The organism is Rickettsia endosymbiont of Gonocerus acuteangulatus (genome assembly GCF_964026435.1).
In the GTDB taxonomy this organism is placed as follows: Bacteria; Pseudomonadota; Alphaproteobacteria; order Rickettsiales; family Rickettsiaceae; genus Rickettsia.
Window position 1 is genome coordinate 1,253,632 of sequence record NZ_OZ032147.1, and the last position, 24,319, is coordinate 1,277,950.

Here is a 24,319-nt window from a genome sequence, read left to right on the forward strand (position 1 = left end):
TACTCCCAGACTTAAAAAGGTAAATATATATGCTACTAATAAATAATTATTCATCAGTTACTTTTTAAAAACTCCATAATTTCGCTAGGAGCAGAATCTAAATAAAAATGCTTTAGATATTTTCCGTTTTCATTCATCAAATAAGTAAAGGAGGAATGATCTAGCATATAATCTTGGTCATTATCATTTTCACTAGCAGCCTTAGCATAATAAACCTTAAACTTATCTGCTACTTCTCTTATTTGCTTCTCATCACCTGTAAGTCCAATAAATTTAGGATGAAAATGTTTTAAATATTCCTTTAATACTGCTGGAGTATCGTGCCTTGGATCAATAGTAATAAAAACCGGTACTATATCTATCTTATTTTCGCTTAAAATTTCCACCGCTTTTGTTATTTTATTTAAAGAAGTTGGACATATATCAGGACAGCCAGTAAATCCAAAATATAAGAGACTTAATTTACCTTTTAGTTCATCACTGTTAAATATTTCACCATTTTGATCTATTAATTCAAAGTCACCACCGATTTCTGCATTATCTTCATAAATATTTACCTGACCAGCAAGAGGCTTATCAGGAGTCTTTAAAGATAATAACAAATATAATGCTCCAACACCTATTAATAGACTAACTCCAATAATAATTTTTATAATATTTGATTGCATTTTTTATATCCCCAAATCTTATACAAGACCTATTTTTTTAGGTTTAAAATATTTTACCCAAATATCTATTAGTAATTTAGTAATAATAATTGCTGAAAACATCGATGATATAATCCCGATTGTTAATGCCACAGCAAATCCTTTTATTGCTCCAACTCCAAATATATAAAGTAGAAAAGCAACAATTAGAGTAGTAAGGTTAGAATCTAAAATAGTAGCAAAAGCTGACTCAAAACCGGTTTTAATAGCATAAAGATTGGAAGTTCCTTTGTTCAGCTCCTCCTTTATTCGCTCATAAATCAAGACATTAGCATCAACAGCCATACCCATAGTAAGTATTATTCCAGCAATCCCTGGCAGAGTTAAGGTAGCTTGGAAAAGCGACAATAATGCTAAAACATATAGCATAGCAAGACTTAAAGCTATATTTGCAAAAAAACCAAGCAAGCCATAAGACCAGACCATAAATATACAAACTGCTGCAAAACTAATTATTCCTGCTTTTTTTCCGGATTCTATAGAATCAGCTCCAAGATTCGGTCCTATACTTCTTTCTTCAATAATCTTAAGCGGTGCAGGCAGCGAGCCAGCACGTAATAATAACGCAAGTTCATTTGCCGATTCAACAGTAAAATCACCTGAGATTATACCGCTACCACCCATAATTGGTTGATTTATTGTTGGAGCACTAAGTAGCTTATTATCTAAAACTATAGCAAGATGCTTTCCAACATTATTTTTAGTAACTTCACCAAATAATTTACTACCCAAACTGTTAAAAGAAAATGATACAACCGCCTGTGAATTCTGATCAAAAGATGCTGCGGCAGTTGTTAATGAATCGCCACCTAAAATAGCTTTTTTCTTTACAACTAAATAACCCATTCTATCCCCTTGAACAAGCATTGAACCCATAGGCACATGACCTTTTACTGCTTCTTCAACATTGGCATTTTCATCAACTAAGTGAAAAGTTAGTTTAGCAGTTTTACCTAAAATATTTTTCAAATAGGTTGGATCTTCTTCACCAGGAACTTGTAATAATATATGCCTATCACCTTGCTTTTGCAGTATAGGCTCTTTAGTACCAGTACTATCAACTCGCATTCTGACAATCTCAATAGATTGATCGACTATTTTATTAAGTAGCTCTCTTAATCTAGATTCGCTATAGGAAAGCTTTATTCTATTATCATTTGCTTCAACATTAATCTCAGGATCAATTTTGCTAATTATTTTCTTTAATGGCTTTAATTCTTCCTGCGATCTCAGCTCTAACTGAATATTATTCTGCTTAACCAATAGATTTTTATAACCAATTTTATCTTCACGGAAGCTTTTACGTAAAGTATCGGCTAAATTTTCCATAGTGTCATTGAGATAAGTATCGAAATCAACATCAAGCAATAAATGTGCTCCACCCCTAAGGTCAAGCCCTAAATTTACTGAATCATGAGGCAAATATTTGGACTTTACCTGTGTAAAATTCGGTAAAGCACAAATAACTGCAAAAATCGTACATATAATTGAAAGGAAAATTTTCCACTTAGGAAGATTTTGCACCGCTTACCTTCTTATCTTTTTTATTATTTTTACTGTCTTCCTTTTTAACTGCTACATCTTTAGAACGGCTAGTTATATCAACAATAGCACTTTTTAAAACTTTAATACGTACATCTTTTGCTATCTCAACTTCAATGTTAGGTTCGCTTTCGCTAACTTTAGTAACGATCCCGTAAATACCGCTATTTGTTAGAACTTCTTCACCCTTTTTAACTTCGCTTACTAGTTTTTCTCTTTCTTTACGACGTTTTTCTTGCGGACGTAATAGTAAGAAATAAAAAACAGCAAAAATTAAAACCATCGGTATTAAGCTTGTTAATCCCGATTGTAGAGAATTCGTAGTTTCTACAGGTACCACTTCAGTTTCTTGTATCTCTATTGTATCATTATTATTTGCGGTACTGTCTTGCCCATTTGTCGACATAAATTATTTCCTTTAATTTTAAAAAATCAATAAAATAAAAATAGCTGCCTAATCGCTTTAATGCAAGGGTAAAATATTATGTTCTTCAATATATTGCTTATCTACGAAGTATTCGCTGACTAACAACCCTATTGAATGTAAAATAAATGCTCCTAGAATAAAATAGTACTGATAACTGGAAACTAGTATATTAGTAGCATATAACATATTATTTTCAGCTAGATCTTCTTGTAATGCATTAATAAAGGCAGGTATTTCTATACAAAAAGAAAATATTATAAAAAAAGAAATAAACATTAAAGAGAAAACAGAAAAAATATCTACAGGTTTATAATATCTCCACTTATTATTTAAAGTTTGTAGATAACTTTTTGTACGAACATAAGAAACTTTATATGCTAGTAATATAATACTAAACATAAATATATATATTATAACACTTAGATTTTTTCCTTGGATAATTGAGTCAATCACAATTTTCAATTCATCAGGTGGTAATTCTATAACTTTGCTTCTCAAAATATTTAACAACAGGATTTTTATAACTATAGATAATGTTAATGGAAGACCAAATTTAATTATAAATGTTGTTAAAGATTGCTCTAAAAACTTTCCAAATGAAATTAATATTTTTATAAAATTTTTTGGTTTTCTAAGCTGGCGATAAATTCTTAGTTGAAAAAATACTGCAATAAAAGGATATATAAAAATAAATACTATAAATAATGTTAATGCTATCAAGATCATAACAAAAAAAAATTGTTTGTATAATGAGCTAGCATAAGTATTAAAATAAAAGAAATTAATATTGAACAAAATAAAAAATCATTTAATTTTTTTACTGTGTAATTAATTTTACTAAATTTTTTATGCACTTCAGAACGATACTTAAACCATAAATTATTCTTTACACTTCCTAAATTTTCTGATTTTATTTTTTCTAACTGCTGCTCTAACCTTTCTACACGTAAGCTTAGCTTTTCTTTACTATACATACTACTAATCTAAATTAAATGAATATAAGAACCTAAAGAATAAAATCTTTAGATTTAACGAAACTAAAAATAGATATATATAGCTTAATGCGATAAGGTAGTGACTTATAGTATGAGTTGGATTATACTAAATGAAAAACTTATGGCAAAGGCATATTCATACGATTTAAGAATACGAGTAATAAAAAGTTTAACAGATGGTAAAACAATAAAAGAGACTTCAGAGATATACTCTATTAGTAGGAAGACTATAATAGAGTGGAAAAAATTAAAGAAACAAACTGGGGATGTCAAAGCAAAAAGTGGTTATCATACAGGACATCGTAGAATAATAAGAGACATAGAGGGATTTAAAAAATTTATAGAATTAAATTTTGATAAAACCACCATGGAGCTAGCTAATAACTGGAGTCAAAAAGTATCTGCAAGTACGATATCAAGATTGCTTAATAAATTAGGTTATAGTTATAAAAAAAACTTTTCTTCATCCCAAAAGGGATATTGGTCTAAGGAATGAGTTTATATTGAAACTAAAAACTATAGATAAACAAGATTTAGTATTTATCGATGAGTCTGGGATAGAAGATATAGCATAAATCATTAAGATACTGACAATTTAATAGTATTAAAAACAGCATCATAAAATGTTTCAAAATCTCCTACAACTTTCCTAATTTCATTTTTTATCTTAAACCAGTAATGCTCTATAGGATTTAAATCAGGAGAGTAAGTTGGTAAATACAATATGGTACAACCAACGGATTCAATGAACTCTTTAACTTTAGAATTTTTATGAAAATTAATGTTATCCATAATAACGGTTTGCCCAGGTTGTAATTCTGTAATTAATACATCCCTAATATAAGTTTTAAAGACCTCTGTATTACAATTACCTTCAAATATTACAGGAGCAATAAGATTACCATTACAAAGACCAGCTATCATACTTATTCTAAATTTATGTTGATACACCTTTTCTCCATAACACCTTTGTCCTATAATGCTCCATCCATACTCTTTGCAAGCATTATCCTCTATTCCAGATTCATCAAGATATACTAATTTGTCTTTTGTGATGGTTTGTATCTTTGCTATAAATTCATTTCTTAATTTAATATCTCTTTTCGGATGAAAATGAGTTTTTTTATAGCTATAGCCAAGTTTTCTGATTTGTCTTAAAATAGTTACAGATGCAATATTACCCCATTGCTTTGCTAACTCCTTTGATGTTTTATTCATATTAGCTTTAAAAAATTCTTTAAAAGATTCTGAATCTTTTATCTTATGACTATGTCCTTTCTGATAACCAGTTGCTGCTTCTAAAGTACCTTGCTTATCTTTTAATTTTTTCCATTTATATATAGTATCACGACTTACATTAAATCTCTTTTGGGTATATTCCCCGCCGCTTGCGGCGTAATATGGCGGAATGAGCAAATATATACATAAAAGTCATAATGTTACGGTACTGCTGTATCACATGGTATTTCCAGCAAAATATCGCCGAGCAGTGTTTGACGTATCAGTTGATCAAGTATTACGAGAAATATGTTTAGAGATAGAAAAGAGATATCAAATAAAATTTTTAGAAATAGGGGTTGATGAAGATCATGTCCATTTTTTGGTACAATCTGTACCAACCTATAGCGTAACAAAAATAGTAACAACAATTAAAAGTGTTACAGCTCGTCAAATATTTAGACAGTGTCCACAGGTAAAGAAACAATTATGGGGTGGAGAATTTTGGACTGATGGATATTTTACGAGTACGGTAGGTAAGCATGGAAATGAGAATATGATAGGAAAATACGTAAAAAACCAAGGCAAGGAATATCAGAAACTGCATGAGGATCATCAGCTAGCTTTCTTCTAAAATACCCCGCTGCTTGCGGCGGGGATTACTTTTATTTACTTACCTTACTTATTCGTATCCCTGCTTCTACAGCTTTTATAACTCTTAGTCTTAGTTCTATTGCATATGCTCGTGCCATATCTCTTTACATGCTTGTTAATACAAAACTTACGCTATGTTTGATATAATGCCCATGAATTAAGGGATATTATGAAGTGCTTCACTATAAAACATTGCTGTGTAATAAGAGTTTTTAGCATATTTGCTATAACATAGCGTAAGTTTTGAATATTTGCTTACTATAACATGATACTCTCGCTCTGTCAGTACCTTAATGACTTATGCTATAATAGCTGTAGAGAACACGGGTGGAGCATTATCGGTCAAAGATGTTATGGTGAAAAGGTCTATCAACATAAATCACGGATTAGTATGATTGCTGGGCTGTGTGTCAAAGATATTATTGCCCCAATAATATTTGATGGGACATGTAATAAGGACATTTTTGAAACTTATGTACAAGAGATATTGATCAAGGAATTAAAGGCTGGTCAGATAGTAGTAATGGATAATATTAATTTTCATAAAAGTACAAAAGTGAAAACGTTAATTGAATCTGTTGGTTGCAGTATTTTATTTTTACCAACTTACTCTCCTGACTTAAATTCTATTGAGCATTACTGGTTTAAAATCAAGAATGAAATAAGAAAAACTATTTCTAATTTTGAGCACTTTTTTGATGCTGTTTACTATGCTCTTAAAAATCACTACCTTATCGCATTAAGCTATAATAGATTTAATGCAAAAATAAAAATATAAAATTATTTAACAGTTATAACCACTCAAATTTCTAATGAGTTAGATACTAGTCTTTCCAATATTTCTAGAGAAATTGATAAACCAAAAAAATACATTATATGTAAAGCAATAGAAATTATATAAAAGAAAAAGAGAGATTATTAATTGCTTTATCACTTATAGAGAATGAGGAATAAGTGATTTTATTAGAAAATCTTAAATTTATGGCATCGTTTTTGAATTAGGGGAGTTTTTTAAAACTTCTTTATAAACTTCAAGATTCTTTCGGAGCATTAAATCAAGGGAGAAGTCATTAATTACAGTATGTCTTGCGGCGGTTTGAATTTTCTTAGCTTCTTCAGTATTTAGAATAGATAAGCAATGATCAATTTTTTGAGCTAAATCTTCAGCATCATTTGGCTTTACGTGGAAACCTGTTACATTATCATTTATTGTTTCGGTAGCTCCACCAATATTAGTGGCAATAACAAGCTTTTCCATAGCCTGCCCTTCAATAATAGTACGCCCAAAAGCTTCAGGCTCAATCGAAGCAGAAACAATAATATCTGAAATACCATAAAGATTTATGATATCAGAATCATTACCAAAAATTTGAATTTTATTTTGAAGTTTTAAATTTGCTATAAGTTCTTTTACTCTATTGGTAAAACTAGGATGTCTTGATAAATCACCGACCATTAAACAATAAAAGTTTCTGTGCTTTAATTTGCTTAATGCCTCTACTAAAACAAGATGCCCTTTCCAGTTAGTCATTCTCGAGGGCATTGATATTATCGGTACATTATCTGGAGCATCATATTTATCACGACATTTTTTAAGTCTTTCTGGTGTTAAATTTGCTGGATCGAAATAATCACAATTTACACCACGCTCAATTACCACTATTTTACTTTCATCAACATTATAATTTTTAAGTAAATGCTGCTTCACAAAATTAGAGACGGCAATAACTTTCTCTCCCTTTAACATTATACTATTATAATATTTCTTCAAATCATTAGGAGCGTTATAAATACCATGAAAGGTTGTTAAAAATTTAGTATTCGTCCATTTTGCTGCTAGATATGAACTCCATGCCGAAGCTCTTGACCTTGTATGAACTATATCAACCTTATATTTTTTGATTATTTCGGCTATTAACCTAGCATTATTTAGAATTATAAAAGGGTTTTTACTACTACTATTCATTTGAATATGTAGTATATCCTCATTATCTAACTCTTTAACTAAAGCACCGCCAGCTGAAATTATAATCGGAGTATGACCAAGAACTTTAAGATATTTTGCAACTTCTATAGTCCCTCTTTCAACTCCTCCCGAAACTAGAGCAGGAACTACTTGCAAAATAGTATATTTATTGTATCGTTTACTTGAATTTAATGAAGGCATTATAATTTCATCTATTTAAATAATTATTTAAAATGCACAAGCTTTATACTAGAACACAAGACAAATTTGTTGTCTATAATAATTATAGAATTGTTAATACAAATATTCCACCTGTAATTTTTTTACACGGCTTAATGTCAGGTATGCATTCATCTAAAGCTCTTTATTTAATAGATTATTGTAAAAAAAACAATTATAATTTTACTATTTTTGATAATTTTGGTCACGGTCATGCTGCAGGACAATTTACAGATCAAACTATTAGTAGTTGGTTAGAAGGGGTAGCTCTAGTTTTAGATGAATTAATTGATGATCAAGCCATAATAGTCGGCTCAAGCATGGGAGGATGGCTTGCACTTCTTGCAGCTTTAAAGTTTCCGAATAAGGTTAAAGGACTTATCTGTTTAGCCCCTGCAGCTGATTTTACGGAAGATATTTGGCACAATCTATCACCAAAAGATCAATCTAGAATACAAAAAGAAAGTGTACTAGAAATATCAGGTAGAAGTTGTGAATATAGATACCCTATTAGCTATAAATTAATCGAAGATGCAAAAAAGCATTTACTATTGACAAAGAACAAAATTGATATAAATATTCCGGTGCATTTAATCCATGGTATGTTAGATGAAGATGTGCCTTATGAAATTTCTCTTAAACTATTAAAAAAAATAACAAGCAAACAAATGGTATTGAAATTAGTTAAAGATGCAAAACATAACCTATCTAGAGAAGAAGACTTAAAGGTAATGACAAATTCATTAGAGGAAGTATTGCAGCTTTGTTGTGTGCCTTGAAAAACATCTTTTGTGTCATCCCGTGGCTTGGAAATTAGATCCAGAAAATAATAAAAAATATAAATGCAAAAAGCTCGATTTATCTCGCTTTACACTGGATCCCGTGGTCAAGCCACGGGATGACAATAATGCTAATTACAAAAAATTAAATAAAGAAAATAATAAATATGTTTAGTAAAATAAATAAAATTCATGATTTTAAAGAAGTTATAAAAGCAATAGAAAAAGCAGATGGAACTTATTTAATGCTTTTTGATGTTGATGAAGTAATAGTGATGGATTCAGATGAATCTAGATTAACGCATGATTACCGTAAAATATTAGTAAATGACATTGAAAAAAGGCTCTCTCGTAAAGAGTGCGAATTATTAATGAGCGTAGTTCTGAAAGACCGCAAAGCCAGGTTTGTAAATGATGATATTTTAACCATATTTGCTCTACTTAAAGAAAAAAATATCCCTGCAATGGGTCTTACAAAACTTCCTACCGGTAAATTTGGCGTAATTGAAGATATGATAGAGTGGAGAGTACGAGAACTAACTTCATTAAAATTGAATCTTCAAGAATTATCACCTTTAAATGACGAAGTAGTAATAAAAGATTTTAATGCCGGTTATGGTGATCCTATTTTAAAAGATGGGATAATTTACACCGCAGAATATGATAAGGGAGCTGTGCTTGAATATGTGTTGCAAAAAACAAATTATTTTCCGAAATCGGTAATATTTATAGATGATATAGAAGAAAATTTATTATCATTACAAAAGACATGTAGTAAACTAAAAATTAATTACCAAGGGTTTGAGTTTATGGGTTCTGCAATAGTTCCTGAACCTGATCTTAACGAACAACTAGAAAAAATTAGATTTGAGATTTTAGAAAAAGAATATAAATGGTTAACGGATCACAAACTTAAAAAATTAAATAAATAATATTAATTATGCCTACAAAACTTATTATCCTTTTTGTCCTATTTTTTTCGCTTTCTACTATTGCAAGTAAAAAAATAGAAGAAAAAATTACAGGAGTAAAAGTTACTAAAGCCCATACAGCAGAGCTTTATGAAGTCTTTAATATCGTAGGGCGATGCCAAAATAATAATAGCCGTGATTATTATGCTAATGCTGCTGGTACTGTTGAGAAAGTTTCAGCTATGCAAGGACAAATAGTAAAAAAAGGTGATATATTATTAGTTATAGATAAAGATGTAGCGGAAACTACTAAATCAAAAGCTGCAGCTTTACTAAATACTAAACAAGACGAATATGACAGAAAAAATGCTTTACTTGCAAAAAAATATGTAAGTATTCAAGAATATAAGAAATTGAAAAGTGACCTTGAAGAGGCTAAATTTAATTATACGATGGCTCTTAAAACTTACAATGACATGATAATTACCGCACCTTTTAATGGTAAAATCGGTGTGATAAAGCCTATGGTCGGTGATGAAGTAAAAATAGGTGATTATCTTTTTAGTATTACAGGAGCTGATAAATCACAAAGTGTTTTTATTGAGCTACCGGAATCTTTAAGTGGCAAGGTCCTCGCCGGTACAAAAGCAATAGTTAATGGCAAAATCCATAGTGAAGTTTTTGCTATCTCACACTATTTATCAAATAATGGTACTATAACCGCTAAAATTGCCTTACCAAATAATACAAATATCTTACATAATAGCTATGTGGATGTTAAGTTGATAATCAACCCGCATGAAAATTTAGCTGTACCAGAAAAATCTATACAACGTAATAATCAAGGTAATTTCATTTATAAAATAGATGGTGATACGGCAAAACAATTATATGTAAAGACTGGTTTACGAACCAATGGCTTAATCGAGATTATTTCCGATAACATCAAAGACAGCGATATAATCGTTACAGAGGGCATGCCCCAAATAAGCGATGGTGCAAAAGTAAAAATACTAGAAGAATAAGTTAAAATTTCTATGTTTTTCAAACCATCTTTTTATTTTAGATATAGTTGCACGCACTCCTCTATATTTTATAGAATAAATGGTTAATCTAATTAGGCTTGGTATAATAGAAAAATTTAATTGTGTTTTGTTTATTACATTACTAGGATTATCTTCTATAATATCAACTTCTTTTTCTAACGATTTTAATTCAGTTATAGCTCTTGATAACAAATTAACTGTTAGTAAGCTATATTTACTTAAATAAGGATCATTAATAATATAAGATGCTGTATTTATCAAACTTTCTGCATGTTTTCTAGGATTTGACAAAGTATTAGTACTAGTTATTCTTACTTTAGATAATTCTTTATTAATACCACCTATCTGATTCTTACTTGCAATAGAAATCCATACACAAAAATCTTCACCATTTCTTATATTTTCAGGAAATAAATTTTGTCTAAACAAAGAAGTTCTACCCATAACTGTTGGCACTGCTATTGGACAGTAATTAATAATTTGTGGGAAAATTTGACCAAAAAAATCACCTGAATCGACAGAATAAAGATATTTCCCTTGCTCATCTATTTTTTGATAAGAAGTATGAGAAAATAATCTATCATTTTCTACCATAAACCTTAATTGAGTTTCAATTTTATTCGGCATAAATAAATCATCCGAATCAAGAAAAGCAATATATTCTCCTTTGGCTTTTTCAATTCCAAAATTACGAGCTGCACTAACACCTTCATTTTCTCTGCGAAAATATTTTATTCTCTTATCTTTTTTACATATTTCAATCAATTTTGATACATCATCAGTTGATCCATCATCTATTACAAGCACTTCAAAATTTTGATGAGTTTGAATAAGTACACTTTCTATAGCCTCTATAGTCCAATTTATCCTATTATATAGAGGAATAATCACACTAACTTTAGTATTATTTAAATATCTATTCGCCATTTCTAAGGCTAATTGTTCTGATTTTTTATAAGGGGTATAACATTTTAAAAAGGCTACAAAATCAAATAAAAATACCGTTATAGAACAGCCGCCCATTTCTAGCATTTCTTCTTCTGTTAACTCTTTTAAAAATCTTGCCCACAATTCTTCACATTCTTCTAAATTGTTAGGAACAACACGACTACTTTGTGTTGAATGTTGACGGCATTTTACAAGAATTTGAGGATCAAAATGAATTTTTGCTATCCGAAAGATCTTAAAAAATAAATCATAATCTTGAGTATGTTTCAGAGATTCATTAAACAACCCAACTTTTTTAAAATATATAGCTGGTATTAATAAAGTGCAACCATATGATAAACCATGAAAAAGAGGAAATAATGAAATATTAAGTTTATTTTCAGGGATTCTATCTGTTATTTTAATTATGTTTATAGTTTGTGATTTTTCATCAATTAGTTCATAACCACCATAAATTATAATATTCTTATTATCTAATTTATTTAATATATTAACTTGATGTTCAATTTTATTAGGATAATATAAATCGTCGTGACTAAGCCATGAAAAATATTCCCCTTTCATATTTTTTATGCCGACATTTAAAGCCGAAGCACATCCACCATTTTCTTTAGAAAAATAACGTATTTGATCACCATATGATAATGCTATTTCTTCCGTTTTCCCATTATCTTTTGAGCCATCATTAACAACTATAATTTCAATATTTTTATATGTTTGAGCTAAAGCACTATCTATAGATTCCTTTAAATAGTTTGCACCATTATATACAGGGATAATAATTGAAACTAAGGGGAAATATGTATTTTGTTTCATCCAACTAATCTTTGAGAATAAGGAACTAATCCAATTAATATACTAACTAGCAAACTAATTATAAAAGTAGCAATACTTAAAATTAGACCGTCAACTACCTGATGAATCATTATACCGTCGTTGAAAAAGTTTGATACTAAATATTGCAGTCTATCTAATAGCCAAACGTGGATAAAATAAATAACAAAACAGTTTTTAGAAATGCATTTTAATAATTTATTATACTGAGCAGATATATTAATATTTTGTATTGCTAAAAACATTCCTATAGCTGCTATAACAACATTCGGGGATAAATACCAATAAGCTGTCTCATCAGCATTACCAGAAATTTATATTTAAAATCCATGTTATAATAAACGTAAAACTACTTCTTAACAAGTATAAAATTAACCAATAATATCTAGGAAACTTTAATCCAATATTTTTTCTTATTAAATAAGCTCCTAAAACCGCATAACCAGAATAATTAAAAAATTACTAACTGCCATCCAATTTATTATCTTAAATACATAGTAGCAATTAACAGAATTAATTGCAAACCATAATATTAGAAAATAACAAGCAAATTTTGTATTTTTAAGCATTTCATTAACAATTAACGAAAGAATTGGAAATAGTAAATAAACTCCTAGCATATAATAAACAAAACCTAGATGATACATTGCAGGTTCACGAAAAATACTTTTTAATACAGCAAAAATATTAAATGTTTCGTTATTATTATATAAAATCCAATATTTATATAGAATGCTCCAAAATATTGATGGAATTAATAACCTTTTTATTTTAGACCATAGTTTTTCTATCGGCATATTACCTTTAAGTGCTAAAAAACCCGAAATTACTATAAATAAAGGAACAGCTACCCTACAAAAAGAATCTATAAGATTAGATAAAACAAAACTTTTAGAAAAAGGGATAGATGAATATTTATAGAATGATGGAGCTATAGAATGAAGTAATACCACCATAACAATAGCTAGAGTTTTTACTAAATCTACCCAAACAATACGGTTATTATCTATTTTCATCATCATTTACTACCATTCATATTTAAAAATTTTAAGAAATTTTCTTTTATACTTTCTAATGTAAAATCTTGCAAGAAACAATTATGTCCATTTTGAGCAAATATACTGTAAGATTCCTTATCGGATATTGCTTTTTCTAAAACATTTATTATCTCGTGCGTATCTAGCGAATTGCATATATACCCCGCATTATGTTTCATTATATATTTGCTAGGAGATGCATATGGAGGAGCATGACAAAAAACTGGTCTACCTGAGGCAAAATAAGTTACTAATTTTGAAGGAAAACTTGTACTAGATTCTTTGTAAAATTCTTTTGAAAACCAATATGGCATATAAAGAAGATCTGATTTGGCAAGCAAATTAATTGCTTCTTCTTGTGAACGCCAGCCCAAATATTCAATATTAGCAGGTGATAGCTGTCTAAGTATCTCAAAATCTCCACCCATTACACGAATTTTGATATTTTTACCAGCTATTTTCCAATTAACTCTATTAAGAGCATTTATAAAACATAACCACTCATCTTTTGCATAAAACTGCCCAGATATGCTAATAATGTACTCATCTGTATTGTTATAAGTAACAGCAGGAAGCTTTGCAAATTCTTTTGGCAATCCAGCAACTATCGGTATAGTTGGTATATTATATTTAGCTTCATATTCCTCAGACATACCCCAAGAAGCAGTAGCACAACAGGTACTATATCTTAGCACTTTATCAAATTCTTTTAAAAGTCTTTTTTGAGTAAGCTTATCAGTTTTACAAGCATGAAGCCACCATTCAAAAGAGTCCCATACTTGAGTAAATAATGATGCCGATAATTTCTTAGCTAAAGGTCGTGCTAACCTAACTATGGTTTGACCTTGCAAAACAACCCATATAGTGTCAACTTTATGTTCTTTAGCAAACTTAATAATTTTAGGAAGTAAATAATATTTTACTCTTATTGCATTAAATAACTCTAAAATATAAGCAACCAAGCCTCCTGATTTCATCCTTTCAATAAATTTAAATAATTTTAAATGAGGAATTTTTTCTAATTCTGGTGGTATTTTAAATTCAAAAGCCGGATGTGAAACTGTACACATAACGATTTGATCTAGAGGTAGAAATCTTACTAAAGGTTTTAATACCAACCCTGCAGTATAATTTTCACAAGGAGGGATATCGGTTAAAAGTAAAATTTTCATTTGTTTAAAACTTCCTTATAAATATTTATTAAATTTTTTACATGCATATTTTGATCATAATGTAATTCAGCTGCCTTTCTTCCTTTACTACCTCGTTCTAAACGCTCCTTAGGATCATCAACTAAATGCTTTATCGCATTTGATAAAGCATTACTATCACGCATAGGAACAGAAATACCGATATCAGGTGCAAAAGTTACCTCAGGTAATGATGTTTCATCAAAAACTATTACTGGCTTACCACATGCCATTGCTTCTATTGCCATAACACCGAACGCTTCTGCAACAGAAGGCATTAAGAAAATATCAGACGCAGCTAAAACGTCTCGGAGTAACACATCATCATTAGTCCAGCCATGTTCTATTATTTCAAATCTTCCTCTAAATCGCTCTAACAAATTATGTCTACCAACTGTTAATAAGCATATAGGTTTTGTGGTCTCCAGCCTTTCTAATGCATTCATAATATATCTGTAGCCCTTAAAAGGAGTATCCTCGGAACGGAAACAGATCACTATTTTGTCATCGCTAATATTAAAACGCTCTCTTGCTTTTTTGGTATGATCAAGAGAGAAAAACTTTAAATCTAAACCAAAAGGTAGATGATGAACCTTAACTTCTCTATCAAATAAAGGTGAAGTATTAACCATATTCTTCATCCATTTTGATGCTACAATTAAATTAAAATTAGATTTCTCATAAATTTTGCGTTTGTGATCAAATAAAAATTTACTATTATCTACTATCATTGGAAATGGAGTTTTAAGGTCAGGACAAACACCGCAATTTTTTTCCCATCCGCTACAACCCATTGGATAAACACAACGTCCTGTCATTGCCCAAGGATCATGCAAAGTCCAGACTGTTGGTTTCAACCTAGTTATTTCAGGTAAATGATTTATGCTAAAAAACCGAGAATGAATAATATGAAGATGAATAAGACCTGCTTCTTGAAACTCCGGCATTTTCATCATCTGCAAAGCGTTACGATATAAAATTGATTGCAAAGATAAAATCCTTTCTGTTACATACAAAAAGTTATTTATTATATGATCTTTTACGCTAAAAGATAAGATTTCAGGATTATTAGTATCTCTTTTCCAAATCAGATGCTTAGAATCTATACCATATTCTTTTAAAATAGGCGTAATAGCAAGCCCATGAAAACGACTCCCCGGCAATTCGTAACCATTTACTTGTAATATTTTCATTTTAAACTTGCTTTAAAAGGGTATACTAACCCTGCCATACAACTCTCACAAGGAAGAATATTGGTTAAAAGTAAAATCTTCATTTATTTAGAACTTTCTTATAAATATCTACTAAGTTCTTTACATGCATATCTTGATCATAGTGTAATTCAGCTGCCTTTCTTCCTTTACTACCTCGTTCTAAACGCTCCTCAGAATTATCAACTAAACGCTTTATCGCATTTGTTAAAGCATTACTATCACGCATAGGAACAGAAATACCAATATCAGGTGCAAAAGTTACTTCAGGTAATGATGTTCCATCAAAAACTATTACTGGCTTACCGCATGCCATTGCTTCTATTACCATAACACCGAATGCTTCTGCAACAGAAGGCATTAAGAAAATATCGGAAGCAGCTAAAACGTCTCGGAGTAACACATCATCATTAGTCCAGCCATGTTCTATTATTTCAAATCTTCCTCTAAATCGCTCTAACAAATTATGTCTACCAACTGTTAATAAGCATATAGGTTTTGTGGTCTCCAGCCTTTCTAATGCATCCATAATATACCGGTAACCTTTAAAAGTAGTATCTTCTGAACGGAAACAAATAACTATTTTGTCATCACTAATATTAAAACGTTCTCTTGCTTTTTTAGTATGATCAGGAGAGAAAAATTTTAAATCTAAACCGAAAGGTAGATGATGAACTTTAACTTTTTTATCAAATAAAGGTGAAGTATCAACCATATTTTGCATCCATTTTGATGCTACAATTAAGTTGAAGTTAGATTTTTTATAAACTCTACGTTTGTAATTAAATAAAAACTTACTATTATCTCTTCTCATTTCAAATGGAGTTTTAAGATCAGGACAAATACCGCAATTTTTTTCCCATCCGCTACAACCCATTGGATAAATACAGCGTCCTGTCATTGCCCAAGGATCATGTAAAGTCCAAACTGTTGGTTTTAAACCAGTTATTTTAGGCAAATGTCTTATACTAAAAAAACCAGAATGAATAATATGAAGATGAATAAGATCTGCTTCTTGAAACTCCGGCATTTTTATCATCTGCAAAGCGTTACGATATAAAACTGACTGCAAAGATAAAATATTTTCTACCCTATGTAAAAAATGATTTATTTTACGATCTTTTTCGCTAAAAGTTAATACTTCTGGATTGTTAGTATCTTTTTGCCAAATTAGATGCTTTGATTCTATGCCATATTCTTTTAAAATAGGCGTAATAGCAAACCCATGAAAACGACTCCCCGGCGATTCATAACCATTTACTTGTAATATTTTCATTTTAATAATTATTTCAGATTAATAATATTTTCTTATAAAGTTTTTATCTTTATCAGTAAAATCATGCTTTTTCCATAAAATTCTATGTGGCTCTTTTATAATATTATTAGCTTCATCACGTGGAGCTTTAGTATAATAATATAGTATTATAGATTTACGATATTCACCTTCAGGAAAATTTAACGGATCAGGAAGACCGTAATAACTTTTGTCATGAGTGTCAAAGGCAACTAAACGATTAATGTCAACAACGGACGAAAAGTGATACAGATTTTTTCGTATTGCCGGTTGAAAATTGCTACAGTACCATAAAAAATTAACTTATATTCAAATCATATCATAATTCCCTCCTGTTTTTTAATTATTTCCGTTGGTAGAAAGCCCGCTTTCTTTTTATCCTTGAGCCTAAAACTGTCACCTTTAATATTGAGTATGGTGGAGTGATGAAGCAGACGATCAAGGATAGCAGCCGTAAGTGCACTATCCTGAGCCAAACTGGTATGCCATTGCCCAAAAGGTAGGTTGCTTGTAAGTATTACGCTACCCTTTTCATAACGCTTTGCTATAACCTGAAACAACAGACTGGCTTGCTCCTGCTTTAAAGGAAGATATCCAAATTCGTCTATTATAAGTAACTTATATGGCATTATTACTCTTTTAAATATGGAATTTAGGTTTCCTTGATTTAATCCGGCATCAAGCACAAGCATTAAATCTGCAGCTGTTATAAATTTAGTCTTGATCCCGCTTTGTGTGGCTGCATAACCAAGGCCTATGGCTATATGGGTTTTACCTACCCCCGAGGGGCCGAGAAGAATAACATTTTCCTGTTTTTCTACAAAAGACAGAGATTTTAGCCCTTCCAAGACCTGACGCTTTACTCCTGTAGCAAAATCATAATCGAAATCATCTAGTGTTTTTATAGCAGGAAAACCTGCCATTCTAGTAAGTATTGATTTACTCCTATTCTGCCGTACTAACAATTCAGTCTTTAATATTGATTCAAGAAAATCCGTATAACTTGATTCTTCTTTGCTAGAGGATTGTGCAATATCAAGATAACTTTCAGCTGTCTGAATAAGACCCAAGCAACGGCATAGTTCTTCAATACGTTGGTACTGCAGGTTCATAATGCCTCCAGTATTCTTTGGTATATTGATAGGGAATGCTGCAAGGAAACTGTAGAGAATCTCTCCAGCTTGTCTTCCTTAATCTCTGCTATAGCAGGCTGACTACCATTATAACATGGCGGTAGCGGCTGCAAATTATCCCTCTCAAGCTTTAATCTTTCTGCAGGGACTTCTTTCTCCAGTGGTCCCATGTATACGCAGATTGGCAGTATCACGCAACCATTTTAGTACCTCCGTATTTGCAGTATCTACATCCAGTACCAAACCCGAAGTTTTTAGTTTAGTAACTAAAGGATTATAAAAGCTATATCTTATATACCTGTTAAACCTCTCAACCTTACCCTTGGTTTTTGCTCGATAAGGTCTACATACTTTTAACCGAAAACCGTAATGTCCGGCAAAATCCAGCATCCCTTTATTAAACCGATGTAGCCCAGCCCCATAAGTATCCCTATTTAGTATTACTGTCTTCATATTATCATACAGTACTTCTTCGGGTACTCCTCCAAAATAATCAAATGCTCGTTTATGGCATTCTATTAATGTTGCAAGCTTCTCATTGCTGACAAATTCTACATAGCTTGACCGACTAAATCCTAAAGTCGCTACAAAAGCTGATAAAGAATTTTTAGCCTTGCCAAATTCAATCCAGTCAACTTGCATCTGTTTACCGGGAGCTGTCTCAAACCTTATTACCTCTTCTGCTTGGGGTACCGGTTTTATACTCCTTAAGTAATCTCTAAGCTGGGTTATTCCGCCTTTATATCCCCCAGCTCCTTTATCTCTTGAAACATTACAGTACCAGGCAAAACTACAGGGTAAGCTGATTTTATTCTATCCTCTAGGTAGTTCTTATATGGACCAATCTTAGTTGTTAACTGTGGTCTGTTCTTGTATTTAGGAGCGTCTTCATATTTTAAATACTTACGTACCGTATTTACTGATATACCTACTTCTCCTGCTATAGTTCTTAGGCTTTTACCTTGCTTATGTAAAATCTTTATTTCCATTATTTGTTCCAGTATTAACATTCTTTTTTACCTCCTTATCAGGAGGATACACTATTAATACTGTATCAATTTTTATCCGTCGCCCTGTATCATTTTACTTCCGTTGCTAACATTAAAAAGTGGCTCTACTCTTTTTAGATACTTATCACCATTTTCATTGTATATTCCAAACTCTCCGCTCCACCCTTTTTGCCAATTAGGATTTAAATATAAAATAACATTCATACGACGACTAAGACCTGTCGCATCATGATAATTTCCATCAACATGAACATCTAATATACCACTTGGCATTGTTATATTAAGGCATGTGAAAACTCTACCTTAAATAATCTTCTAAAAAAGAAGCTATATCCTAAAAAAATGCTAAATAATAATGGAAGACTAATCATGTTTTAATTTTTTCTTTATGATTATGTTATATATTTCTCGATCATTTAAACCAAACTGTGCGGTTAATATAATCCACATAGCTTAAAACTATACGCAATATTTTTTTCGATACAAGCCCTGCTTCATTATAATCAGGAACTATTGCTTGCATACGCTTGTTGTTGTCGTGTTCTCTAGTAATAGTCTTTACTGCTTGTAATACTCGATCAGCTTTAAAACCAGACATAATTAGCGTCCCGGCATCCATACCTTCAGGACGCTCGTGAGCATTTCTAATATTTAAAGCAGGCAAATTAAGTATTGATGCTTCTTCAGTGATAGTACCACTATCTGATAAAATACAAAAAGCATTCATTTGTAATTTTACATAATCACTAAAACTAAAAGCCGGTAAAAATCTTATTTTGTCTCCAAGCTCTTTAAAACTTTCTAAATCCTCAAGTCTTTTTTTAGTTCTCGGATGCGTAGAAAAGATTATCGGAAAATTATACTCTTTAATAAGCATTTGTAAACTATTTAATAATTCTTTTAGATTATTTTTGACGTCTACATTTTCTTCACGATGTGAGCTAATTAAGAAATATTGTTTTGGTGTGAGTGATAATTTATCTAGAATATCTGACTTTAATATTTTAGGCATGAAGCGGTCAAGTACTTCCGGCATATGGGAACCTAACTTAAAAGTAAGTTCAGCCGGTAATCCTTCAGCGATTAAATAACGCCTAGCATGCTCGGTTAATGTAATATTAACGTCGCTAATATGGTCAATGATTTTACGGTTTATTTCTTCTGGCACTCTTTGATCAAAACAACGATTTCCTGCTTCCATATGAAAAATTGGAATCTTACGGCGTTTAGCAGCAATTGCAGAAAGGCATGAATTAGTATCACCATAAAATAACACTGCATCAGGCTTTTCTTTCTCAAGAACTTCATCTACTTTTTCAATAACAAGCCCAATAGATTTAGCTGTATTATCTGCTGCAACTTCTAAAAAATAATCCGGTTTTCTGATTCCCATATCATCAAAAAAAACCTGATTTAATTCGTATGCATAATTTTGACCGGTATGAACTAGAATATGTTTGGTATATTTATCAAACTCAGAGATCACACAACACAGCTTAATAAGCTCTGGGCGAGTACCGACAATAGTCATTACCTTAAGCATTTTTTAGCTCCTCTTGTACATAATCAAGATTTAGTAACAACTCTTTAACTTTTTCTAGATTTAAACGCTTTGTATTATGTGAGGTATAATCCTCTAGAAGTGCTACTTTCTTTTCACCCTCAACAAAGTATTTCGCATAATTAAGATCACGACCATCCATAGAAATGCGGTAATAATTGCCTAAATCTTCAGCTTTCGCCATTTCTTCCGATGATACCAATGATTCATAATGTTTTTCACCATGACGTGTGCCGATAAAACGTATTTTATTTTTACTGTTAAATATCCCTTGTAATGCTTTAGCTAATACTTCAATAGTACTAGCTGGAGATTTTTGTACGAAAATATCACCTTGGTGACCATGTTCAAATGCATATAAAACTAAATCTACAGAATCAACTAACGACATTAAAAAACGCGTCATTGAAGGTTCTGTAATAGTTAAATCCTTATTTTGCTTAATTTGATTGATAAATAAAGGAATTACTGACCCTCTGGATGCCATAACATTGCCGTATCTAGTAACACAAAATACTGTTTTATCTTTTACGTTCATACGTGCTTTTGCTATTGCTAACTTTTCCATTAATGCTTTAGATAACCCCATCGCATTAATTGGATACACAGCTTTATCAGTACTAAGTACTATAACTTTTGCAACTTTATTAATTGTTGCTGCCCTTAAAACATTTTCAGCACCTAAAATATTGGTATTTATTGCTTCCATCGGATAAAATTCACAGGTTGGAACTTGCTTTAAAGCAGCAGCATGGAATACGTAATCTACACCTTTCATTGCGTCATCAATGCTGTGATAATTACGCACATCCCCGATATAGAATTTAATTTTTGAATTATTCAAAGCAATACGCATATCTTCTTGCTTTTTTTCATCTCTACTAAAAATTCTGATTTCTTTGATATCTTTAATAATATCATTTTTAAGAAAACGAGAAAGTACTGCATTACCAAATGAACCAGTACCTCCGGTAATCAACAAAGTTTTATCTACAAACATTATTTATTCCATATCTATTGTTATTAAGATAGTATTTCATCCCGTGGCTTGTCCGGCGTTGTTGTATGGCTCGAAAAAACCTTCGGTGTCATTCCTGCATAGGCGGGAATCCAGCATAAAGCAAGAGAAATCAAGATTTTAATTACTTGATTCCCGCCTATGCGGGAATGACATAGGAGCCATGCAACAATGCTGGCTTGTCCACGGAATAACAAGAGCAGATGAATCTCTCCTCGCAATGACGTTACTTAAACTCACACATACGCTTCACTAACTCCCTCCAATCAGGTGGGCTATAACCCGTAACCTCATTAAAACGAGTAGCATCTAGCGAGCGATCTATAACAAGCTCATCAGACGGTATAATTTCTATTTTCTTACCGTAAATTTCAGCTACTAATTTCAGCAACTCCAGTTTATTAATCGGCTTTGATGCAACATGATAAAGACCATGCAGTTCTTTATTAGGTAGCACAAAATCCTTTATTATTCTTGCAAGCTCTACAGTCGGAAAACCTGAATATATAGCTTTTTCAAAACCTTTTACTGACCCTTTTGAACTTAAAAACCAGTTAGTTAAGCTTCTATTTCCTGAAAGTTCATGACCTATAATCGAAGTACGAAGCGTAATAGCATGTGGATAATTCACCTCACCAAGAAATTTAGAACGACCATATAAATCATAACAATCCGGAAAATCACTTTCCTTGTAATTGCCTTTTTTTCCTGAAAATACACAATCAGTACTAATATGGATTAACCTGCTAACAACAAGTTCACATAAACCAGCAAGCCTATGTGGCAGTAAGCTATTAATCGGTAACGCTTTTAAAGGATCATTTGCATCAGCGAGCTGCTTTACCAGTCCTATACAATTTATTACTACATTAGGCTTTACTTTATTTAATACTTCAACTAACGAATCGTGATTTTCAACTTCTACATTTGAAACTATTTTATCTGCTAAATCTTTAGAAAAATAAGAACGAGCTGAGCTGCTCCGGCTTGTTGCGTAAACATCAAGATTTTTGTCAGTACTCAAAAATCTAAACATACTATTACCAAGCATGCCGGTTGCACCTAAAATCAATATTTTCATAATATATTACTTTATTTTTATGGCATCGTTTTTACCATAAATGTATTATTCTTGCAATAGGTTTTGTAGTAGACACGTCATTGTGAGGATATGCATAGCAGAGGACGGAGGCAATCTCATGAAACAATACAATAATCCTTAAGAACAATATCCTTAAGATTGCTTCGTCGCTTTGCTTCTCGCAATGACGTTATTTTAAGTCAACCTCTTGACTATCTCTTCCCTTTCTATCAAAGGTAGCACCTTTGATATTTCCGGTCCTGATTCCTTACCGGTTAAAGCAAGACGCAATGGTAAAAACAACTCTTTTCCTTTTCGATTTGTTATTGCTGCGAGTTTTTTAGTCCATATCCCCCACGTCTCGGCGGTAATTTCTTCTTCAGGTAATAACTCTGCTGCTTGTTTTAGATATTCTTTATCTAAATTCAAATCTTTTATGTTTGGAGTTTTATGACAAATCTCCCACCAATCTTTTGCATCAAATAATTTTTTTAAATTAGGTCTTACTGAAAGCCAAAAATTTTCATCAATATATTCAGCATCTATTTCTTTAAGGCGATCTTTTACCTCATTAAAATCTAGACTTATTAGTAATTTGTGATTTAATCTTTCTAGATCTTCCGGCTGGTAAATAGTTGGGCTTTTAGAAAAACTACTTATCTCAAAATGTTTTACTAACTCATCCATCTTTTTATATGGGTTAATTTGTACTGCTGATCCAAGCAAACTAAAGAAGCTCGCAATTGCCATGGCTTCTAATCCCACTTCTTCCCTTAAGGTTGCAATCTCAAACCCCCCTAGTCTTTTTGAAATTTTTTCATCCTTATTAATGATTAAGCTTAGATGTCCAAAAGTTGGTGGAGATTTATCTAAAGCTTCAAACATCTGAATTTGAATAGCAGTATTACTAACATGATCTTCACCTCTAATAATGTGAGTGATCTCATAATCAACATCGTCAATAACCGAGCATAACATATAAGTCATACTTCCATCTGCCCTTATTACTATCGGGTCACTCAAAGCTTTGCCCTCATACTTAACTTCGCCTTTGATCATATCATGCCAAGTAATAGGCTTATGATTTACCAAAAATCTATAATGTGGCTTTCGTCCTTGTTCTATATATTTTTGTATCTGATCTTCTGTTAGATTTAGGGCTGCTGGATCATAAATAGGAGGCAACCCTTTAGAAAGCTGAAATTTGCGCTTTAATTCAAGTTCTTCCGGTGTTTCATAGCAGGCATATAATCTTTTTTTGCCTAATAATAACCTTTTGATTTCGTCATATCTATTTAAACGACTTAATTGATTAAATGTTTGATTCCAATTAAGGTTTAAAAACTTCAGATCTTTTTCAATAGCATCTTTATATTCTTGTTTGCTACGCTCTAAATCCGTATCGTCAAATCTTAAAATAAACTGCCCATCATACTTCTTCGCATATAGCCAATTAAGTAGTGCTGCTCTTATATTACCGACATGTAACATACCTGTCGGTGATGGAGCAAATCGTGTTATAACTTTTGTCATTTTTA

General features: G+C 31.3%; 24 protein-coding genes and 3 pseudogenes. 7 read left to right on the plus strand and 20 right to left on the minus strand.

Going from position 1 to position 24,319, the window contains the following annotated elements:
• Positions 1-53 precede the first annotated feature (53 nt).
• From AAGD55_RS07750 to AAGD55_RS07770, 5 genes are read right to left on the minus strand one after another with little or no spacing between them, the layout of a single operon-like run.
• Positions 54-668, minus strand: coding sequence for an SCO family protein (locus AAGD55_RS07750; RefSeq protein WP_341791047.1), 615 nt, complete (start codon positions 666-668; stop codon positions 54-56).
• Between the two features lie 18 nt (positions 669-686).
• Positions 687-2,231, minus strand: coding sequence for a protein translocase subunit SecD (gene secD / locus AAGD55_RS07755; protein ID WP_341791048.1), 1,545 nt, complete (start codon positions 2,229-2,231; stop codon positions 687-689).
• Positions 2,215-2,655, minus strand: a complete 441-nt coding sequence (gene yajC / locus AAGD55_RS07760) for a preprotein translocase subunit YajC (RefSeq protein WP_341791049.1) — start codon at positions 2,653-2,655, stop codon at positions 2,215-2,217. The genes secD and yajC overlap by 17 nt, the downstream gene beginning before the upstream one ends.
• A gap of 57 nt (positions 2,656-2,712) precedes the next feature.
• A complete protein-coding gene (locus AAGD55_RS07765; RefSeq protein ID WP_341791050.1) occupies positions 2,713-3,402 on the minus strand; it encodes a hypothetical protein in 690 nt (229 codons plus the stop codon).
• Positions 3,399-3,650, minus strand: a complete 252-nt coding sequence (locus AAGD55_RS07770) for a hypothetical protein (protein WP_341791051.1) — start codon at positions 3,648-3,650, stop codon at positions 3,399-3,401. Before AAGD55_RS07770 ends, AAGD55_RS07765 begins: the two co-directional genes overlap by 4 nt.
• 112 nt (positions 3,651-3,762) lie before the next feature.
• Between AAGD55_RS07770 and AAGD55_RS07775 the strand changes: the two genes are divergently transcribed.
• Positions 3,763-4,167, plus strand: a complete 405-nt coding sequence (locus AAGD55_RS07775; RefSeq protein ID WP_341791052.1) for a helix-turn-helix domain-containing protein — start codon at positions 3,763-3,765, stop codon at positions 4,165-4,167.
• An 83-nt stretch (positions 4,168-4,250) separates the two neighbouring features.
• Here AAGD55_RS07775 and AAGD55_RS07780 read toward each other — a convergent pair.
• A pseudogene (locus AAGD55_RS07780) lies at positions 4,251-5,039 on the minus strand (IS630 family transposase); the annotation flags it as partial.
• Positions 5,040-5,079: 40 nt separating this feature from the next.
• On the opposite strand from AAGD55_RS07780, the gene tnpA reads away from it, so the two are divergent.
• Together tnpA and AAGD55_RS07790 are read left to right on the plus strand one after the other, a co-directional pair.
• On the plus strand, positions 5,080-5,523 hold the full coding sequence (gene tnpA / locus AAGD55_RS07785) for an IS200/IS605 family transposase (RefSeq protein WP_341790826.1): 444 nt from the start codon (positions 5,080-5,082) through the stop codon (positions 5,521-5,523).
• Positions 5,524-5,850: 327 nt separating this feature from the next.
• Positions 5,851-6,321: pseudogene (locus tag AAGD55_RS07790) on the plus strand (IS630 family transposase); the annotation flags it as partial.
• Between the two features lie 201 nt (positions 6,322-6,522).
• Here AAGD55_RS07790 and AAGD55_RS07795 read toward each other — a convergent pair.
• Complete coding sequence (locus AAGD55_RS07795) at positions 6,523-7,710, minus strand: glycosyltransferase family 4 protein (protein WP_341791053.1); 1,188 nt, start codon at positions 7,708-7,710, stop codon at positions 6,523-6,525.
• 32 nt (positions 7,711-7,742) lie between these two features.
• On the opposite strand from AAGD55_RS07795, the gene AAGD55_RS07800 reads away from it, so the two are divergent.
• Genes AAGD55_RS07800 through AAGD55_RS07815 form a run of 4 tightly spaced genes read left to right on the plus strand, consistent with a single transcriptional unit; the run spans position 7,743 to position 10,443 of the window.
• Positions 7,743-8,507: an alpha/beta hydrolase gene (locus AAGD55_RS07800; protein WP_341791054.1), complete on the plus strand. Its 765-nt coding sequence runs from the start codon at positions 7,743-7,745 to the stop codon at positions 8,505-8,507.
• Positions 8,497-8,682 carry a palindromic element RPE4 domain-containing protein gene (locus AAGD55_RS07805; protein ID WP_341791055.1) on the plus strand — a complete coding sequence of 62 codons (186 nt, stop codon included), beginning with the start codon at positions 8,497-8,499 and terminating at the stop codon, positions 8,680-8,682. Before AAGD55_RS07800 ends, AAGD55_RS07805 begins: the two co-directional genes overlap by 11 nt.
• Positions 8,675-9,439: a DUF2608 domain-containing protein gene (locus AAGD55_RS07810; RefSeq protein ID WP_341791056.1), complete on the plus strand. Its 765-nt coding sequence runs from the start codon at positions 8,675-8,677 to the stop codon at positions 9,437-9,439. The genes AAGD55_RS07805 and AAGD55_RS07810 overlap by 8 nt, the downstream gene beginning before the upstream one ends.
• Positions 9,440-9,444: 5 nt before the next feature.
• Entirely contained in the window at positions 9,445-10,443 is a 999-nt protein-coding gene (locus tag AAGD55_RS07815) for an efflux RND transporter periplasmic adaptor subunit (protein ID WP_341792555.1), read from the plus strand.
• On the opposite strand, the gene AAGD55_RS07820 is transcribed toward AAGD55_RS07815, so the two are convergent.
• From AAGD55_RS07820 to gltX, 13 genes and pseudogenes are all read right to left on the minus strand, one after another.
• Entirely contained in the window at positions 10,432-12,228 is a 1,797-nt protein-coding gene (locus AAGD55_RS07820; protein ID WP_341791057.1) for a glycosyltransferase family 2 protein, read from the minus strand. The genes AAGD55_RS07815 and AAGD55_RS07820 overlap by 12 nt on opposite strands.
• Positions 12,225-12,491, minus strand: coding sequence for a hypothetical protein (locus AAGD55_RS07825; protein ID WP_341791058.1), 267 nt, complete (start codon positions 12,489-12,491; stop codon positions 12,225-12,227). The genes AAGD55_RS07820 and AAGD55_RS07825 overlap by 4 nt, the downstream gene beginning before the upstream one ends.
• Before the next feature lie 183 nt (positions 12,492-12,674).
• Positions 12,675-13,265: an acyltransferase gene (locus AAGD55_RS07830; protein WP_341791059.1), complete on the minus strand. Its 591-nt coding sequence runs from the start codon at positions 13,263-13,265 to the stop codon at positions 12,675-12,677.
• Positions 13,265-14,455: a glycosyltransferase gene (locus tag AAGD55_RS07835; RefSeq protein ID WP_341791060.1), complete on the minus strand. Its 1,191-nt coding sequence runs from the start codon at positions 14,453-14,455 to the stop codon at positions 13,265-13,267. Before AAGD55_RS07835 ends, AAGD55_RS07830 begins: the two co-directional genes overlap by 1 nt.
• Positions 14,452-15,666: a glycosyltransferase family 4 protein gene (locus AAGD55_RS07840; RefSeq protein WP_341791061.1), complete on the minus strand. Its 1,215-nt coding sequence runs from the start codon at positions 15,664-15,666 to the stop codon at positions 14,452-14,454. The genes AAGD55_RS07835 and AAGD55_RS07840 overlap by 4 nt, the downstream gene beginning before the upstream one ends.
• 79 nt (positions 15,667-15,745) lie before the next feature.
• Positions 15,746-16,960, minus strand: a complete 1,215-nt coding sequence (locus AAGD55_RS07845) for a glycosyltransferase family 4 protein (protein WP_341791062.1) — start codon at positions 16,958-16,960, stop codon at positions 15,746-15,748.
• 332 nt (positions 16,961-17,292) lie between these two features.
• Positions 17,293-18,090 (minus strand): IS21-like element helper ATPase IstB, encoded by a 798-nt coding sequence (gene istB / locus AAGD55_RS07850; protein ID WP_341791063.1) that lies wholly within the window; start codon positions 18,088-18,090, stop codon positions 17,293-17,295.
• Positions 18,087-19,100 (minus strand): annotated as a pseudogene (gene istA / locus AAGD55_RS07855) (IS21 family transposase). The gene istB and the pseudogene istA overlap by 4 nt, the downstream one beginning before the upstream one ends.
• A 72-nt stretch (positions 19,101-19,172) precedes the next feature.
• Positions 19,173-19,394, minus strand: a complete 222-nt coding sequence (locus AAGD55_RS07860) for a 2OG-Fe(II) oxygenase (protein ID WP_341791064.1) — start codon at positions 19,392-19,394, stop codon at positions 19,173-19,175.
• Between the two features lie 139 nt (positions 19,395-19,533).
• The gene (wecB, locus tag AAGD55_RS07865) at positions 19,534-20,664 is read right to left on the minus strand and encodes a non-hydrolyzing UDP-N-acetylglucosamine 2-epimerase (RefSeq protein ID WP_341791065.1); all 1,131 of its coding nucleotides are present in this window, start codon (positions 20,662-20,664) and stop codon (positions 19,534-19,536) included.
• Positions 20,657-21,682, minus strand: coding sequence for a polysaccharide biosynthesis protein (locus AAGD55_RS07870; protein ID WP_341791066.1), 1,026 nt, complete (start codon positions 21,680-21,682; stop codon positions 20,657-20,659). Before AAGD55_RS07870 ends, wecB begins: the two co-directional genes overlap by 8 nt.
• Positions 21,683-21,926: 244 nt before the next feature.
• Positions 21,927-22,781, minus strand: coding sequence for an SDR family oxidoreductase (locus AAGD55_RS07875; protein WP_341791067.1), 855 nt, complete (start codon positions 22,779-22,781; stop codon positions 21,927-21,929).
• A 195-nt stretch (positions 22,782-22,976) separates the two neighbouring features.
• Positions 22,977-24,314 carry a glutamate--tRNA ligase gene (gltX, locus tag AAGD55_RS07880; RefSeq protein WP_341791068.1) on the minus strand — a complete coding sequence of 446 codons (1,338 nt, stop codon included), beginning with the start codon at positions 24,312-24,314 and terminating at the stop codon, positions 22,977-22,979.
• Positions 24,315-24,319: the final 5 nt, after the last annotated feature.

Bases quoted from the DNA above. Each gene is read 5' to 3' on its own strand.
- AAGD55_RS07750 (WP_341791047.1), bottom strand. From the start codon at position 668: ATGCAATCAAATATTATAAAAATTATTATTGGAGTTAGTCTATTAATA.
- yajC (WP_341791049.1), bottom strand. From the start codon at position 2,655: ATGTCGACAAATGGGCAAGACAGTACCGCAAATAATAATGATACAATA.
- AAGD55_RS07765 (WP_341791050.1), bottom strand. From the start codon at position 3,402: ATGATCTTGATAGCATTAACATTATTTATAGTATTTATTTTTATATAT.
- AAGD55_RS07770 (WP_341791051.1), bottom strand. From the start codon at position 3,650: ATGTATAGTAAAGAAAAGCTAAGCTTACGTGTAGAAAGGTTAGAGCAG.
- AAGD55_RS07775 (WP_341791052.1), top strand. From the start codon at position 3,763: ATGAGTTGGATTATACTAAATGAAAAACTTATGGCAAAGGCATATTCA.
- tnpA (WP_341790826.1), top strand. From the start codon at position 5,080: ATGAGCAAATATATACATAAAAGTCATAATGTTACGGTACTGCTGTAT.
- AAGD55_RS07795 (WP_341791053.1), bottom strand. From the start codon at position 7,710: ATGCCTTCATTAAATTCAAGTAAACGATACAATAAATATACTATTTTG.
- AAGD55_RS07800 (WP_341791054.1), top strand. From the start codon at position 7,743: ATGCACAAGCTTTATACTAGAACACAAGACAAATTTGTTGTCTATAAT.
- AAGD55_RS07810 (WP_341791056.1), top strand. From the start codon at position 8,675: ATGTTTAGTAAAATAAATAAAATTCATGATTTTAAAGAAGTTATAAAA.
- AAGD55_RS07820 (WP_341791057.1), bottom strand. From the start codon at position 12,228: ATGAAACAAAATACATATTTCCCCTTAGTTTCAATTATTATCCCTGTA.
- AAGD55_RS07825 (WP_341791058.1), bottom strand. From the start codon at position 12,491: ATGTTTTTAGCAATACAAAATATTAATATATCTGCTCAGTATAATAAA.
- AAGD55_RS07830 (WP_341791059.1), bottom strand. From the start codon at position 13,265: ATGATGAAAATAGATAATAACCGTATTGTTTGGGTAGATTTAGTAAAA.
- AAGD55_RS07835 (WP_341791060.1), bottom strand. From the start codon at position 14,455: ATGAAAATTTTACTTTTAACCGATATCCCTCCTTGTGAAAATTATACT.
- AAGD55_RS07840 (WP_341791061.1), bottom strand. From the start codon at position 15,666: ATGAAAATATTACAAGTAAATGGTTACGAATTGCCGGGGAGTCGTTTT.
- AAGD55_RS07845 (WP_341791062.1), bottom strand. From the start codon at position 16,960: ATGAAAATATTACAAGTAAATGGTTATGAATCGCCGGGGAGTCGTTTT.
- istB (WP_341791063.1), bottom strand. From the start codon at position 18,090: ATGAACCTGCAGTACCAACGTATTGAAGAACTATGCCGTTGCTTGGGT.
- AAGD55_RS07860 (WP_341791064.1), bottom strand. From the start codon at position 19,394: ATGCCAAGTGGTATATTAGATGTTCATGTTGATGGAAATTATCATGAT.
- wecB (WP_341791065.1), bottom strand. From the start codon at position 20,664: ATGCTTAAGGTAATGACTATTGTCGGTACTCGCCCAGAGCTTATTAAG.
- AAGD55_RS07870 (WP_341791066.1), bottom strand. From the start codon at position 21,682: ATGTTTGTAGATAAAACTTTGTTGATTACCGGAGGTACTGGTTCATTT.
- AAGD55_RS07875 (WP_341791067.1), bottom strand. From the start codon at position 22,781: ATGAAAATATTGATTTTAGGTGCAACCGGCATGCTTGGTAATAGTATG.
- gltX (WP_341791068.1), bottom strand. From the start codon at position 24,314: ATGACAAAAGTTATAACACGATTTGCTCCATCACCGACAGGTATGTTA.